This is a genomic window from Ottowia beijingensis (assembly GCF_013423955.1).
GTDB classification, from domain to species: domain Bacteria; phylum Pseudomonadota; class Gammaproteobacteria; order Burkholderiales; family Burkholderiaceae_C; genus Ottowia; species Ottowia beijingensis.
Genome location: NZ_JACCKX010000001.1, coordinates 434,393 through 449,166 on the forward strand (window position 1 = coordinate 434,393; position 14,774 = coordinate 449,166).

14 protein-coding genes and 2 pseudogenes are annotated in these 14,774 nt (G+C 70.3%); 5 read left to right on the plus strand and 11 right to left on the minus strand.

Annotation, left to right across the window (positions count from 1 at the left end):
• Positions 1-138: 138 nt before the first annotated feature.
• The gene (locus H0I39_RS02255; protein WP_180549432.1) at positions 139-408 is read right to left on the minus strand and encodes a hypothetical protein; all 270 of its coding nucleotides are present in this window, start codon (positions 406-408) and stop codon (positions 139-141) included.
• A gap of 27 nt (positions 409-435) precedes the next feature.
• Positions 436-1,194, minus strand: coding sequence for a 23S rRNA (guanosine(2251)-2'-O)-methyltransferase RlmB (gene rlmB / locus H0I39_RS02260; RefSeq protein WP_180549433.1), 759 nt, complete (start codon positions 1,192-1,194; stop codon positions 436-438).
• 232 nt (positions 1,195-1,426) lie between these two features.
• Here rlmB and H0I39_RS02265 point away from each other — a divergent pair, with 232 nt between their 5' ends.
• Complete coding sequence (locus H0I39_RS02265) at positions 1,427-2,875, plus strand: phospholipase D-like domain-containing protein (RefSeq protein ID WP_257645567.1); 1,449 nt, start codon at positions 1,427-1,429, stop codon at positions 2,873-2,875.
• A gap of 406 nt (positions 2,876-3,281) precedes the next feature.
• Here the strand turns inward: H0I39_RS02265 and H0I39_RS02270 are convergent, their stop codons facing one another.
• Together H0I39_RS02270 and H0I39_RS02275 are read right to left on the minus strand one after the other, a co-directional pair.
• Positions 3,282-4,505: a glycine zipper domain-containing protein gene (locus tag H0I39_RS02270; protein WP_180549434.1), complete on the minus strand. Its 1,224-nt coding sequence runs from the start codon at positions 4,503-4,505 to the stop codon at positions 3,282-3,284.
• A gap of 421 nt (positions 4,506-4,926) precedes the next feature.
• Positions 4,927-5,654 (minus strand): annotated as a pseudogene (locus H0I39_RS02275) (ABC transporter ATP-binding protein).
• Positions 5,655-5,698: 44 nt separating this feature from the next.
• Between H0I39_RS02275 and H0I39_RS02280 the strand changes: the two are divergent.
• Together H0I39_RS02280 and mnmH are read left to right on the plus strand one after the other, a co-directional pair.
• A pseudogene (locus H0I39_RS02280) lies at positions 5,699-6,304 on the plus strand (arylesterase).
• A 126-nt stretch (positions 6,305-6,430) separates the two neighbouring features.
• On the plus strand, positions 6,431-7,519 hold the full coding sequence (mnmH, locus tag H0I39_RS02285; RefSeq protein ID WP_180549435.1) for a tRNA 2-selenouridine(34) synthase MnmH: 1,089 nt from the start codon (positions 6,431-6,433) through the stop codon (positions 7,517-7,519).
• A 264-nt stretch (positions 7,520-7,783) separates the two neighbouring features.
• Here mnmH and H0I39_RS02290 read toward each other — a convergent pair whose 3' ends face one another.
• A complete protein-coding gene (locus H0I39_RS02290; RefSeq protein WP_180549436.1) occupies positions 7,784-7,924 on the minus strand; it encodes a hypothetical protein in 141 nt (46 codons plus the stop codon).
• Here H0I39_RS02290 and H0I39_RS21390 point away from each other — a divergent pair.
• On the plus strand, positions 7,923-8,711 hold the full coding sequence (locus H0I39_RS21390) for a PLP-dependent aminotransferase family protein (RefSeq protein WP_257645568.1): 789 nt from the start codon (positions 7,923-7,925) through the stop codon (positions 8,709-8,711). The two genes, H0I39_RS02290 and H0I39_RS21390, sit on opposite strands and share 2 nt — an antisense overlap.
• Before the next feature lie 145 nt (positions 8,712-8,856).
• Positions 8,857-9,240, plus strand: a complete 384-nt coding sequence (locus tag H0I39_RS21395) for a PLP-dependent aminotransferase family protein (protein WP_257645569.1) — start codon at positions 8,857-8,859, stop codon at positions 9,238-9,240.
• Positions 9,241-9,645: 405 nt separating this feature from the next.
• Here H0I39_RS21395 and H0I39_RS02300 read toward each other — a convergent pair whose 3' ends face one another.
• From H0I39_RS02300 to H0I39_RS21400, 6 genes are all read right to left on the minus strand, one after another.
• Positions 9,646-9,855: a hypothetical protein gene (locus H0I39_RS02300; RefSeq protein ID WP_180549437.1), complete on the minus strand. Its 210-nt coding sequence runs from the start codon at positions 9,853-9,855 to the stop codon at positions 9,646-9,648.
• Positions 9,856-9,875: 20 nt separating this feature from the next.
• Positions 9,876-10,583 (minus strand): DUF2189 domain-containing protein, encoded by a 708-nt coding sequence (locus tag H0I39_RS02305; protein WP_373368245.1) that lies wholly within the window; start codon positions 10,581-10,583, stop codon positions 9,876-9,878.
• A 248-nt stretch (positions 10,584-10,831) separates the two neighbouring features.
• Positions 10,832-11,860 (minus strand): metal-dependent hydrolase, encoded by a 1,029-nt coding sequence (locus tag H0I39_RS02310; RefSeq protein WP_180549438.1) that lies wholly within the window; start codon positions 11,858-11,860, stop codon positions 10,832-10,834.
• Positions 11,861-11,935: 75 nt separating this feature from the next.
• Complete coding sequence (locus tag H0I39_RS02315) at positions 11,936-13,150, minus strand: PLP-dependent transferase (RefSeq protein ID WP_180549439.1); 1,215 nt, start codon at positions 13,148-13,150, stop codon at positions 11,936-11,938.
• A gap of 199 nt (positions 13,151-13,349) precedes the next feature.
• Complete coding sequence (locus tag H0I39_RS02320) at positions 13,350-14,318, minus strand: tetratricopeptide repeat protein (RefSeq protein WP_257645570.1); 969 nt, start codon at positions 14,316-14,318, stop codon at positions 13,350-13,352.
• The gene (locus H0I39_RS21400; protein WP_257645571.1) at positions 14,267-14,671 is read right to left on the minus strand and encodes a hypothetical protein; all 405 of its coding nucleotides are present in this window, start codon (positions 14,669-14,671) and stop codon (positions 14,267-14,269) included. The genes H0I39_RS02320 and H0I39_RS21400 overlap by 52 nt, the downstream gene beginning before the upstream one ends.
• Positions 14,672-14,774: the final 103 nt, after the last annotated feature.

Genomic DNA, 14,774 nt, shown 5'->3' on the forward strand with positions numbered 1-14,774 from the left:
CGTCAACCTATTTGACGTTTTCCAAAGCATGTCGGCGCATGCCGCGCCAGGAAAGCCCCTCTCCCTCTGGGAGAGGGTTGGGGTGAGGGCCGGCAGCGTGTCATGCAGGACGGAATCGTCGATAAAGAGGAATCTGCGTCACCACGGCGGTAGCACATGCTCTGCCGCATGAACGCTCTTCAGAAGCGCATGGCCCAGAAAGCCGTTGAGCGCAACGACCGCCACAAACCCCAACCAAGTGGTGAACAAGTCTGGCATCACCAGCCCGGCCAACGCCCCCATGAACAGGCCAAGGGCCGAACCTGCCACGGAACACCCCAACCGATAGCTCCTGGGCACATCACGCAAACCCGGTGACCGCCAGGCCAGCGCCCATGCGACCAGGCAGCCCAAGGCAAACGACGACACCCACCAAGGCCAGGCAGGCATGCAGCGTCACACCCCGCGCAGCACGCCGCGCTGGCGCCGCGCCTCGTACAGGCACACGCCGCTGGCCACGCTGACGTTCAGGCTTTCCACCGCGCCCATCATGGGGATGCGCACCAGCGCGTCGCAGGTCTTGCGCGTCAGTTGGCGCATGCCCGGTCCCTCGGCACCCAGCACCAGGGCGGTGGCCATGGCCAGGTCGACGTCGTACAGCGTCTGCTCGGCGTCGTCCGACGCACCGACGACCCAGATGCCGCGCTCCTTCAGCTCGCCCAGCGTACGCGCCAGGTTGGTGACCATGAAGTAGGGCACCGTCTCGGCCGCGCCGCTGGCCACCTTGGCCACGGTGGCGTTGATGCCGGCGGCGTGGTCCTTGGGCGCGATCACGGCGTGCGCGCCGGCGCCGTCGGCCACGCGCAGGCAGGCGCCCAGGTTGTGCGGGTCGGTCACGCCGTCCAGCACCAGCAGCAGCGGCACGGCGCCCTGCTCCTGCAGGTCGTCCAGCAGTTCGTCCAGCGTGCGCACGCCTTCCAGCGCCTGCACGCGCGCCACCACGCCCTGGTGGCCGGCGCTGCCGCACAGCTTCATCAGGCGCTGCGCGTCGGCCTCTATCACGCGCGCGCCGGCCTCGGCGGCGCGGTTCAGAAACTGCTTCATGCGCGCGTCGCGCCGCGTGGGATCGACGTAGATCTCGACGATGGACGCGGGCGCCGTCTTCAGGCGCACGCCGACGGCGTGGAAGCCGAACAGGACTTTGGGGGCAGACATGGCGCGATTATCCGCGCTTGCGTTTTGATAGTGGCTGGCGCTTGTCACACATGGTTTTCAAGAGGAATCGATCTGAAATCCTTGAATTGCGAGCGCAGGCAGCTATCAAACCCATAGTACTTCGCCTCGTGTGCTTAGACCTTGCGAGCCGTTTGCAACGCCGAGGGCGGGCCGGCCAAGCCTCACGCGGGGGCATTGGTTTGAGGCCACGCCCTAAACTCTGCACCGCATGATGAGCCTGCCCGCCCTCACCCCGCTGGAGCACGCCGCCTTCGTGGCCGCGGGGCTGCTCACCTACATCGTCATCACGCGCGTGCGGCGCCAGCGGCGCCACCCCTATGCGGCGCTGGCCTGGGTGATGGGCATCGCGGCCTTTCCGTACCTGGGCCTGCCGCTGTTCCTGGTCTTCGGCACGCGCAAGGTGGTGCGCCCGGCCACGCAGCGCCAGCCCATGCCCGCTGGCCCATGGGCTGCAATGGCGCCCGACTGGGCCACGCGGCTGCTGGCGGCGCTGGGCGCGGCCGGCGCGCGGCCGCAGGCGGCGGTGCGCTTTCAGGCCGAGGGCGAGCACGCGCTGCAGGCGGTGCAGGCCGTCATCGGCTCGGCACGGCACACGCTGGACCTGTGCACCTACGTGCTGGGCGACGACGAGGTGGGCGCCCTGATCGCCGCCGCGCTGGCCGAGCGCGCCCGCGCCGGCGTGCGCGTGCGCCTGCTGGTCGACAGCATCGGCAGCCTGAAGAGCGCGCACAGCCACGACGAGCTGCTGAAGCGCGCCGGCGTGCACACGCGCCTGTTCATGCCCGCGCTGGGCAGCCCCGGGCGCGGCCGCGTGAACCTGCGCAACCACCGCAAGCTGCTGATCGCCGACGGCGCGCGTGTGGTCGGGCGGGCGCAACCTGGCCAACGAATACTTCATTGGCCGCGTGGGCGAGCCGCCCTGGCTGGACCTGAGCTTCACCGCCGAGGGCGCGCTGGCCGCGCAGGCGCAGGCACTGTTCGACGGCGACTGGCGCATCGCCCGCGGCGCGCGCCAGGCGCTGCGCCTGGGCTATGCCGAGCGGCTGGCGCGGCTGGACGCGGAGCTGGACGCCGACACCCCTGCCACGCCGACACGCTGCCGGCCGAGCTGCTGCCCGCCGACGTGGCGCTGGCGCAATGGGTGCCCAGCGGGCCGGACTTTCACGAGGACATCCTGCACGCGCTGCTGGTGTCGGCCGCCTTCCACGCCGAGCAGCGCCTGCTGCTGGCCACGCCCTACTTCGTGCCCGACGAAGGCCTGCAGGAGGCGCTGGTGCTGGCCGCCAAGCGCGGGCTGCAGATCACACTGCTGCTGCCCAGGCAATCCAACCACCGGCTGGCCGACTGGGCACGCGGGCGCGCCGTGCGCGAGCTGGTCGAGGCCGGCGTGAACGTGCGCCTGCTGCCCGCCATGCTGCACGCCAAGGCCGTGGTGGTCGACGACGTGCTGGCCCTGTGCGGCTCGGCCAACCTGGACAGCCGCAGCCTGTTCATCAACTACGAGGCCATGGCCGCCTTCTACGGCCGGGCCCAGATCGACTGGCTGGCCGACTGGATCACGCGCACCGCGGCCGATGGCGAGCCGGCATCCAGCAAGCCGCCAAGCTGGCTGCGCGACATCGGCGAAGGCATCGTGGCGACGGTGGCGTTCCAGCTGTGAGCGGCGCTGCGCTCGAACGCGGGCGGCCAGGGGCAGAATTAGGGGAGACTTGGTATATTTTCACGGGCATGAAAAACGGATCCAGCGCCTGTATATCAGGCGCTGGCAGCTATGAATTCATGACCGACATACCGTGCCAAATCGTTATCGCTTGATTTACCTTTTTATTCCAATTCCAGATCTAAGCTGCAATAGCTCGTCATTCCGGCCCAAGCCGGAATCCAGACGGCGTGTGCGGAGAAACATGGATCCCGGCCTTCGCCGGGATGACGGTGATGGACGCATTGAATTGGAAATGGAATGACACGCCCTGAGTGCGCGCACCGCCCGCCCCAACAACGAAAACGGCGCCCTAGGGCGCCGTTTTTCGCTGCGTTGGCCGCGCTACCCGCGCGGCAACTGGGTTTTAGCGGCCGTCGCCGTCGAAGTCGCCCGGCAGCGCGTGCTCCACGCGGTGCCATGCGGCACGGGTCGAGGCCTTGGCTTCTTCCCAGGTCAGGCGCGATTGGCCTTTGACGCGCTCCCAGTCGGCCTGCAGCGCCGACTCGATGTCGTCGTAGCGGCGGCCGGCGTGGCGGCCGTAGCCGTCGTAGCCCAGGCGGTAGGCGGGGCCGTAGTCGTCGTACGTGTAGCCCGCGCGGTAGCCCGGCGCCAGCGTGTAGCTGTCGCGCCAGTAGGCTTCCTCGGCGGCCGGGTTCACCACCCGGGCCACGCCGTGCCCCGCGGCGCCGCCGGCCAGGCCACCCACGGCCGCGCCCACGGCCATGCCCACCGGGCCACCCACGGCGCCCACCAGGGCACCCGTGGCCGCACCGGCGCCGGCACCCGTGCCGGTGGCCAGGTTGTGCTTGCCCACTTCGTCACCCGCCTTGGGGTTCACGGCTTCGCCCAGGCCCTTGCCGGCCTTGCTGCCCAGGCCAGCGCCCACGGCGGCACCCACCGCGGCGCCCACCGGGCCGCCCACGGCGCCCACGGCCGCGCCGGTCAGCGCACCGGCGCCGGCACCGGTGCCGCTGGCCAGTTGATGCTCTTCCAGCTGGTCGGTGGCCTTGGGGTTGACCACTTCGCCCACGCCCTCGCCCACCTTGGCGCCGGCCACGCTGCCGATGGCCGCGCCCACGACGGCACCCACCGGGCCGCCGGCCAGGCCGACGGTGGCCCCGGCCAGCGCGCCGGTGCCGGCACCGGCACCCGAGGCCAGGTTGTGCTCATGCAGTTCATCGTCGGCCTTGGGGTTGATCACCTCGCCCACGCCCTTGCCGGCCATGCCGCCGGCCGCGGCGCCGATGGCGGCACCGGCCACGGTGCCGAGGGGCCCGGCCACCGAGCCCATGGCCGCGCCGGTCAGCGCACCGCCGGTGGCGCCCACGCCGGTGGCCACCTTGTGCTCCGACGGCTCGCCGCCCAGCGTGGGGTCGAGGTTCTCGGCCACGTCCTTGCCGGCCAGGCCGCCGGTGACGGCGCCGATGATGCCGCCGACGACGGTGCCCACCGGGCCGCCCACGGCGGTGCCGATGGCGGCACCTGCGGCAGCGCCGCCCGCGGCGCCCACGCCGGTGCCCACCGGGTGCGCACCGGGTTCACCGGTGATGGGGTCCTGGTTCAGATCCTTGGCGATTTCCTTGGCCATGATGTCGAGCTCCTTGAAAGTGTTGTGACTTGAAAGTTGGTTGTTGAACCGATCCGATGTGTTTCAGCGACTGCTGCATCGGTGAGCGCAAGTCTCCGGCGCGGCACGGGCGCGGCCTGTCAGCCGACACCGACGCAGCGTGTGAGCGCGGCGACGCGCCGCGGGTACTCAAGCGCCTTTCAGGACATCAGCGCGCGCACGAAAAACGCGCTCGGCACCGCGATGGATACTGGCGTTGTTGCTATCGAATCAGGAATGACCATGCGGCGTGATGAAGATGCCCGCATGGCGCCATGCAGGCCGACGCGCGCGTGACGTCGCCCGGCCGCGGGTTTGCGCCGAGCCCCACGGCAGCCCGGCACGCCCTGGAATAAACCGCCGCCTGCGCCGATTCGGAAGGCGCCGCAGCCTTGACCGACGCTCAGGCCGCGGCCGTGCGCTCGTCGGCGGCGATGCGCCCCGCCTCCACCGTCAGCCGGCGCTGGCACAGCGCGGCGATGGCGCGGTCGTGGGTCACCAGCACCAGCGTGGTGCCCTGCTCGCGGTTCAGGTCGAACATCAGTTCCATGATCTTCTCGCCGGTGGCGAAGTCCAGGCTGCCGGTGGGCTCGTCAGCCAGCAGCACGGCCGGGTGCACCACGAAGGCGCGCGCCAGCGCCACGCGCTGCTGCTCGCCGCCCGACAGCACCTTGGGGTAATGGCCCAGGCGCTCGGCCAGGCCCACGCGGTGCAGCATCTCGGTGGCGGCGGCGCGCGCGTCGCGCCGGCCGGCCAGCTCCAGCGGCAGCATCACGTTTTCCAGCGCCGTCAGGTTGCCCATGAGCTGGAAGCTCTGGAACACGAAGCCCACCTTGCGCGCGCGCAGCGCGCGCGCTCGTCCTCGCTGACGGCGAACAGGTCCTGCCCATCCAGCCGCACCGTGCCGCGCGTGGGCGTGTCGAGGCCCGCGATGATCGACAGCAGCGTGCTCTTGCCCGAGCCCGAGGCGCCAACGATGGCCACCGTCTCGCGCGGGGCCAGGCTGAAGTGGATATCGCGCAGAATATCGAGCGTGCCGGTGGAGTCGGTGACCGACTTGAAAACATGCTCCACCGCAATGATCTGGGAGCGAGGGGCGTCGGGCGGTGTGCCGGGCGTTGAATCCGTCATTGAAAAGGCCGTTTTTGTACCGACGACACTTTATCCGCTCCGTCCTGAGCGCCGCCGCACTGGCTGCAACCGCACAAGCCGCGCAGGCGGCCGAGCCCACCATCCTGGTGGTCGGCGACTCCTCAGCGCCGAATACGGCATCGCCCGCGGCACCGGCTGGGTGGCGCTGCTGGAAAAACTCGCCGCCGAGAAGATCGCCGCCAAGGTGGTCAACGCCAGCATCTCGGGCGACACCACGGCCGGTGGCCGCTCGCGCCTGCCGGCGCTGCTGAAGACGCACCAGCCCGCCATCGTGGTGATCGAACTGGGCAGCAACGACGCGCTGCGCGGCCTGTCGCTCGACATGACCGCCGCCAACCTGACGGCCATGACGCAGGCGGCGCAAAAGGCCGGCGCCCGGGTGCTGCTGGCCGGCATGCAGATGCCGCCCAACTACGGCGCCGACTACGGCAAGCGCTTCTTCGCGCTGTACCCGCAGGTGGCCAAGGCGCAGGGCGCGGCGCTGGTGCCCTTCTTCCTGAAAGGTGTGGCCGACCGCGACAACGCGCTGGAGCTGTTCCAGAAGGACCGCATCCACCCCACGGCCGCCGCGCACCCTCATCCTGGGCAACATGTGGCCCGAATTGCAGAAACTGCTGCAGAAAAAGTGATCGCGCGACTTGCCCTGCCCCCGTCATTCCGGCGCAAGCCGGAATCGACTGCGGCGTCTCCAGTGCCGCATGGATTCCGGCTTGCGCCGGAATGACGGTGGCGGCGTGGCCATCCTTGCACAACCCATGAGCGTTCACCCCATCGCCGCCGCCGACGCGCTGGCGCGGCTGCACGAATTCAGCGCCGTCATCGACGCGCGCAGCGAGAGCGAATACGCGCTCGACCGCCTGCCCGGCGCCATCAACTGGCCGAGCCTGAACGACGAAGAGCGCGCCCGCGTCGGCACGCTGTACAAGCAGGTCAACCCGTTCGAGGCGCGCAAGCTGGGCGCCGCGCTGGTGGCGCGCAACATCGCCAGCCACATCGAGCGCGAGGCCATGGACAAGCCCAAGAGCTGGCAGCCGCTGGTGTACTGCTGGCGCGGCGGCCAGCGCAGCGGCGCGCTGTCGCTGGTGCTGGGGCAGATCGGCTTTCGGGTGACGATCATCGAAGGCGGCTACAAGGCCTTTCGCAACGCCATGCTGGCCGACCTGCCGGCGCAGGCGCAGCGCCTGCACTACCGCGTGGTGTGCGGGCCCACCGGCTCGGGCAAGACGCGCCTGCTGCACGCGCTGCAGGGCGCCGGCGCCCAGGTGCTGGACCTGGAAGGGCTGGCGCACCACCGCGCCTCGGTGCTGGGCCTGATCCCCGGCCAGCCGCAGCCGTCGCAGAAGCAGTTCGAGATGCGCGTGTGGGATGCCCTGCGCCACTTCGACGCCGCGCGCCCCGTCTACGTGGAGGCCGAGAGCAAGAAGGTCGGCAACTGCACCGTGCCCGATGCGCTGATGCAGGCCATGCGCGCCAGCCCCTGCCTGCGCGTGGACTTGCCGGACGACGAGCGCGTGGCGCTGCTGCTGGAGGACTACCCCTTCTTCATCACCGACCCCGACTTCTTCTGCCGCCGGCTCGACACGCTGGTGGCGCTGCGCGGCCGCGCTGTGGTCGATGAATGGAAGCAGCTGGTGCACAGCGGCCAGACGCCCGCCGTGGTGCGCGAGCTGCTGGAAAAGCACTACGACCCCGGCTACGCCAGCTCCACGCGCCGCAACTTCGCGCAGTTCGACGGCGCCCTGCGCGTGGCGCTGCCCGATCGCTCGCACGCCAGCCTGGAGGCCGCCTGCACCGCGATCCTGCAGCAACAGGGCCTGGGATCGATGGCAGCGCTGTCGACTTGAAGATGCGCCGGATTTTTGAACGCAGAGAACGCCAGGACTTCGCGAAAGGCGCAGGACAAAGATGGTGAAAACCCTGCGTGACTTCAGCTTTCACAAGCGATGGTGGCCATCTTCTTGGCTTGATGATCAAGAAGTCTCGGATGACGCGCGGGCCGCATCCGCCGTGTGGGAGCGGGCTGGCCCGCGATGGGGCGGTCGCGCCGGGCGATGCGCTGAATCGCGGGCAAGCCCGCGCCTACAACGCTGCCCGATACTGGTTGCTGATCAAGCTTCGTTGATGACCGGCAGATGATGCTTCTGCGTCTTCAGCGCTGCTTCGGCGATTTCTGCGTTCAAGGGTTTTTCAAGCTGCTGTCTTTCGAGTCCATAACAGGCCCAGCCCTGTAAGCAAGGAGCCACCGCCATGCCGCAACTCGCCCGCCGACCCTGGGTGCCCGAGCCGTCCGAAACGCTGGTGCAGCAGCTGGCCGCGCGCACGCACGCGCAGGCGCCGGCCGAGCTGATCGCGCAGATCGACGCGCTCATCGCCGAGAACCACCGCCTACACGACCAGCGCGGCATCAACCTGAACCCCGCCAGCAACGTGATGAACCCGCGCGCCGAGGCGCTGCTGTCGCAGCACCTGGGCACGCGCGCTTCGCTGGGCTACCCCGGCGACAAGTACGAGGTGGGGCTGGACGCCATCGAGCAGATCGAGGTGATGGCCGCCGAGCTGGCGGCCGAGGTGTTCGGCGCCCGCCATGCCGAGGTGCGCGTCGCCTCGGGCGCCTTGAGCAACCTGTACGTCTTCATGGCCACCTGCCAGGCGGGCGACACCATCATCGCGCCGCCGGCCGACATCGGCGGCCATGTCACGCACCACCAACCCGGCGCGGCGGGCTGGTTCGGCCTGCGCACCGTGGCCGCGCCCATCGACGCCGCCGCCTACAGCATCGACATCGACGCGTTGCGCCGGCTGGCACACCAGGTGAAACCCAAACTCATCACCGCCGGCGGCAGCCTGAACCTGTTCGAGCACCCGGTGGCCGACGTGCGCGCCATTGCCGACGAGGTGGGCGCGCTGCTGATGTTCGACGCCGCCCACCTGTCGGGCATGTTCGCCGGCCACGCGTGGAAGAACCCGCTGGCCGAGGGCGCGCACGTGATGACGATGAGCACTTACAAGAGCTGGGCGGCCCGGCCGGCGGCCTGATCGTGACCAACGACGACGCGCTGGCGCAGAAGCTGGACGCCATCGCCTACCCCGGCCTCACCGCCAACTTCGACGCCGGCCGCGTAGCGCGCTGGCGCGCGGGCTGATCGACTGGAAGGTGCACGGCCGCGACTACGCGCAGGCCATGCAGGCCACCGCCCGCGCGCTGGCCGAGGCGCTGCACGCGCTGGGCCTGCCGGTGCATGCGATGGAACGCGGCGCCACGCAGTCGCACCAGCTGGCGCTGCAGGCGGCGCGCTGGGGCGGTGGGCAGACCGCGGCGCGGCACATGGCGCGCGCGGGGCTGCTGGCCTGCGGCATCGGCCTGCCCATCGCGCCGGTGCCGGGCGACATCAACGGCCTGCGCCTGGGCGTGCCCGAGATCGTGCGCCTGGGCATGGGGCCGTCGCACATGCCGGCGCTGGCGTCACTGATCGGGCGCGCGCTGGGCGCCGACGATGCGCTGGTGCTGGCCGATGAGGTGGCGGCGTTCCGCGCGCAGTTCAGCGGCGTGCATTACGTGACCTGAGGGACGGTTATCCAAGGGTGTATTCATATACTCCCACACCATATGGCTGCTAGCGCCCGATTGATGGGCGCTGAATACACATACTCCCTAGTCATGATGTAGGAGCGGCGGCAGCCGCGAAGGGACGCATCCGCCTGCACGAGACGCCCCTTCGCGGCTGCCGCCGCTCCTACCCAGAGAAATCGTGGTGTGCGCCAGGCCCGGTTCAAGCAAGGGGAGCGATTCATATACTCCCCATAATATACCCGTCAGCGCCCTATTGACAAACGCTGAAGACACATACTCCCCAGTCTTGATGTGGGAGCGGCGGCAGCCGCGAAGGGACGCATCCGCCTGCACGAGACACCCTTCGCGGCTGCCGCCGCTCCTACCAAAAGAGAAATCGTGGTGTGCGCCAGGCCCGGCTCAATCGCCGCCGCCCCCGCCGCCATCGCCACCACCGTCGCCCGTGCCCTCGGCCTCGGGCGCGTCGTTGTCCATCCAGGCGCCACCGCCGTCGCCCTCGCCGGCGGGGTTCGACTTGCGCTCGGCCTTCTGGCGCGCCTTCTCTTCCTTCTTGCGTTTCTTTTCCAGCTCGCGCTGGCGTTTTTCAAAGCCGTAGTTGGGGGTTGCCAATGCGGTGTTCTCCTTCAGGTTCAGGCCACTGTAGCAGGGGCGGGTGCGGCCGGCGGCTCCTGCCAGCGCACGGCGCCGCGGTAGGCGTGCCAGCTGGCATGGCCCAGCAGCGGGCCGATGACCACCAGCCCCAGCCCCCAGGTGGCCAGGCCGATGCCGATGAGCAGCGTGATCAGCAAGCCCCACCACAGCATGGTGACGGGGTTGGCGAACATCACGCGGATGCTGGTGAGGGCGGCGCTGATGGCGTCGGTGTCGCGGTCCAGGATCATCGGGATCGACACCACGGCGGTGGAATACACCAGCAGCGCGAAGATGCCGCCCACCATCAGGTAGACCAGCACGAACTCGATGTTCTCGGGGTTGAAGATGGCCTGCAGCACGCCCGTGGTGGACGGCATGCCGGTGTTGAAGAACACCGCGAACACCACCAGCGAGGCGCGGCCCCACAGCAGCTCCAGCACGATCAGCACCAGCACCAGCATGCCCATGCTGCGGATGTGCCTGTCCCACGCGGTGAGCGAGGTGCCCAGCGCCGGCTGCTCGCCCGCCTCGCGCCGGCGGCTCACGTCGTACAGGCCCATGGCCAGAAACGGGCCGACCAGCAGGCAGCCGGAGGCGATGGACATCACGTACTCGGGCTTGTTGCGGAACACCAGCGTCAGCACCACCGCCATCAGCCAGAAGCACACGCCGTAGAACAGTGCGATGCCCGGCGCCGCGCGCAAATCGGCCCAGCCCTGGCCAGCCAGCGCAGCGGATCGCGCAGGCCCAGCGGCACCATCACGGCCTGCGGCACGGTGGTGGGGGCGGTACGTAGGGTTGGTAGCCGGCGGCTTCCTGCACGGGTGGCGATGCGGCGGGCGGGGAATCGGTGGCGCGGTCGGTCATGCAGCGGGCGGGGCGATGAAGTTGTCGCGGCCAGCATAAGCCAGCGCCCGGCGGCGTGGCAAGCCGCTCGAACCCTACACCGGGCCTACCCCTGCGCCTGCCAGATGCGCTGCCACACCTGCCGCAGGGCCGCGCCGATGCCCTGGCGCGAGAACACCGCGCCCTCGCCCGCCGCGGCGCGCGCCGGCGGCATGGGCTGCCACGCGCCGCCCTGGCGCCGCGCCACGGCAAAGTTGAAGCTGTAGGCCGGCTCCAGTCCCATGCGCAGGTCGCTCAGCACCAGCGCATCGCCCTGCAGGCGCGCGCGCATGAAGCCGCCGTTGAACCACAGCAGCCGCTGCACCGCCGGCAGCTGCCCCGCCGTCTGCAGGGCCGCCGCATCGCTGGCGTGCGCGGTGAAGCGCATCGGCCCACGGTCGGCCACCACCGAGCGGTCGCCGATCAGGTAGCCATCGGGCGTCATCACCACCACGCGGTACAGCAGCGTGTTGAACGGCGTGGCGACCGAAAAGCGCGGCGCCTCGGCCAGGCCCATGGTGGCCAGCGTGGCCGATGCGGCGCGGTCCGCCATGCCCTTGGCCAGCACCGACCAGCCCAGGTAGGCCGACGACACCACCAGCCCCGCCACCAGCGCGCGCTGCGCCAGCACCCGGTGGCGCGCCAGCCAGGCCACGATGCAGGCCAGCAGCAGCCAGATGGTGTAGAGCGGGTCGATGATGAACACCGTGGACCACCAGGTGGGCTGCACCGGGATGGGCCAGAACAGCTGCGTGCCGTAGGAGGTGAAGGCATCCAGCAGCGGGTGCGTGATGAGCACCGCCAGGATAGCCCACAGCCAGCGCCGCGGCGCCTGCGCCACGCGCCCGCCGCGCTGGCGGAACGCCCACCAGATGAACCACGCCACGAAGGGCAGCACGAACAGCGAGTGCGAGGCGCCGCGGTGCAGCGTCATGAGCTGGATCGGGTCGCTGGTGAAGCGCGCGATCAGCAGCCCGTCCAGATCGGGCAGCGTGCCCAGCGCCGCGCCCGCCAGCAGCGCCGCGCGGCGGTGCGCCGGCGGCGCGATGGCGGCGGCCACGGCGCCGCCCAAGACGATTTGCGAAAGGGAATCCACGGCGATGAAATGCGAATGAAATCAGGCGCCAGCGCAATACCAGAGAGCGCCAGCAGCTACATCAACCATAGCAACTCAGATCGGCAACGCCACCGCCAGCGCCTGCGCCAGGTCGGCCTGCAGGTCGGCCACGGCCTCCAGCCCGAGCGAGAAGCGCACCAGCGTGCCACGCGCCAGGTGCGCCGGCCACTGCGTGCGCATGCTGGCCAGGTCGTAGGGCACGACCAGGCTCACCGGGCCGCCCCAGCTGTAGCCGAGCTTGAACAGGCGCAGCGCATCGCAGAAGGCATCGACCTGCGCCGCCGGGTAACGCGCGTCGACGATGACGCTGAACAGCCCCGCCGCCGCGCCCTGGCCGCGCGCGTCGGCCGCGCCGCACACCTGCTGCCAGGCGGCGTGGCCGGGCGCGTCGTCCAGCGCCGGGTGCAGCACCTGCGCGAAGGCGGCCTGCCCGCTGCACCAGCGCGCCAGCTCGCGCGCGGCGTGGTCCTGCGCGCGGTAGCGCAGGCCGATGCTGGGCAGCGCGCGCAGCACGGCCTCGGCGTCGTTGGCGCCCACGCCCAGGCCGAGGCGCATGTGGGTCAGCTTGAGCTTCAGGTGCAGCGCCTCGTCGCGCGTGGTCACGGCGCCCATCAGCACGTCGCCACCGCCGCTGGGGTATTTGGTGAGCGCGTGGGCCGATACGTCGACGCCCAGGCCCTGCCCGTCCAGGTCGAAGGGGTTGAAGGCGATGCCCGCGCCCCAGGTGTTGTCGAGCGCGCTGACCACGCCGCGCTGGCGGCACAGGCGCGCCTGCGCGATCAGGTCGGGGAACTCCATGGTCACCGAGCCGACGGCCTCCAGCCACACCAGCTTCGTCCGGTCGGTGATGCGTGCGGCCAGGTCGGCCACGCTCAGCGGGTCGTAATAGGCGTGGCTGATGCCGAACGCGGCCAGTTCGCCCTCGGCCAGCGCCTTGTTGGGGCCGTAGGCGTTGTCGGGGATCAGCACTTCGTCGCCCGTCTGCAGCAGCGCCAGCGCCACGTTGGCAATGGCCGCCAGGCCGCTGGGCACCAGCACAGTCTGCAGGCCGCCTTCGAGCGCGGCGATGCGCTCTTCCAGCACGAAGGTGGTGGGCGTGCCGTGCAGGCCGTAGGTGTAGCCGCTCTTGGTCTTCCAGTCGCGCGTGCGCATGGCGGCGACGCTGGGGAAGATGACGGTGGAGGCCTTGAACACGCCGGGCTGCGGCGCGGCAAAGCCTGCGGGCGGCTGGTAGGGGTGGTGGATGAGCTGGGTCAGCGGGTCGGTCATGCGGCAATGGTATTGCAGCGGCCCCGGCCGGCGCGCGGCGCGGGGCTTGGCGCGGCGGGCGGCCCGTGGCGCGGTGGCGGGTCTCGCTCGGCCACTACGTTATCAATAGCTTCTTGCGCCCGTCATTGAATGATTTCAGAGGCAAATCAATCTGAAATGCCCGGATAACGGGCGCAAGCAGCTATCGAAAAAAGCACCCTCAACCCGGCGCGCGCAGCAGCCACTCGGCCTCGCGCGTCTGCGGGCTATCGGGGTAGCGCTGCTGCAGCGCCGTCAGCACGGCGCGCGCCGGCTCGGGCTTGCCCAGGCCCTGCACCAGCACGCGCACGATCAGCTCGTAGGCATCGGGCACGCTGGCGTGGCCGCGGTAGCGCTTGTCGAAGCCCTTGAGCAGCTCCAGCGCGGTGCGCGCGTCGCCGCCCTTCCACGCCGCCTGCGCCAGCGCCAGCGTGTGGCCGGCCTCCTCCAGCGCGAAGTCGGGCGCCCTGGCGCGGCAGGCGCTCCAGGCGCGCAGAGCCTCGGCGCGGTCGCCGCGCGCCAGCAGCAGCGCGATCATGCGGCGGCCGTGGTCGGCCAGCGTGGCCGTCTGGTCGGACAGCAGCAGCGCCTTGTGGTAGCGGCGGTGCACGGCCACGGCCTCGGGCTGGGTGCGCACGGCCTCGCGCGCGGTGGCCAGCGCGCCTTGCAGGTCGCCGTCGGCAATCATCTGGCCCACCTCGGCGTCCAGCTGGCGCTCGGCCAGCTTCTCGGGCGACAGCGCGGCGGGGCCGGTGGCGGGGGCGTCCTCGCCGCCGCCGGGCAGCAGGTCGATGCCCAGCGCGGCGTGGTTCTGGTACATCACGTAGCCCATCAGCGCCGCCATCACCCAGCTGAAGTAGGCCAGCACCAGCAGCAGCACCGGCAGCGCCAGCCACACGCCCAGCGCCGGCAGCAGCATGCCCAGCACCATGGGCGCGCCCATGCTGAGCAGGAACAGGAACAGGCACAGCAGCAGGTACGGCGCGCCGATGGCGGTGATGGTGGTCAGCTGCATCAGCGGGTTGATGGCCTGGCGGAAGCTGTGCGACTGCACCAGCACCATGATGGCCGCCGGCAGCGCCAGCGACACCAGCACGTTCAGCAGCAGGTACAGCCCGGGGCTGCGCCGCCCCACGAAGCCCAGCACCATGCCCTGCACCAGCAGCAGGGCGAACAGCTTCCAGGGCAGCGGCTTCCAGTCCGGGTCGTCGTGGCGCGGGTAATCGGCGGTGCGCAGCAGCCCTGCGAGGCCAGCGCCATCACCTTGAAGGCGTAGCGGCTGACGGCCAGCATGAAGCCGATGACGACCACCAGAATCGCCAGCCACAGCTCCAGCTTCATGAACAGGCCGATAAGCAGGCCGCTGAGCGACAGCAGCAGCCCGTAGGTGAGCGGCTCGCGCTGGAACGGAAAGGCGAAGAAGCTGTTGAGCCGCAGCCAGAACGGCGTCGGCCCGCTGGGCGCGCCGCGGCGCGCCTGGCCTGGGGGCGCGGTGGTGCTCATGGGGTTCCCTCCTGTGCTGCGGCGCTGGCTGCGGCCGGGGCCGCGGCGCGCCAATTTCGCGAAATTGTAACGATAAGTCTTACAGCCAGCTGCCACGACGCGC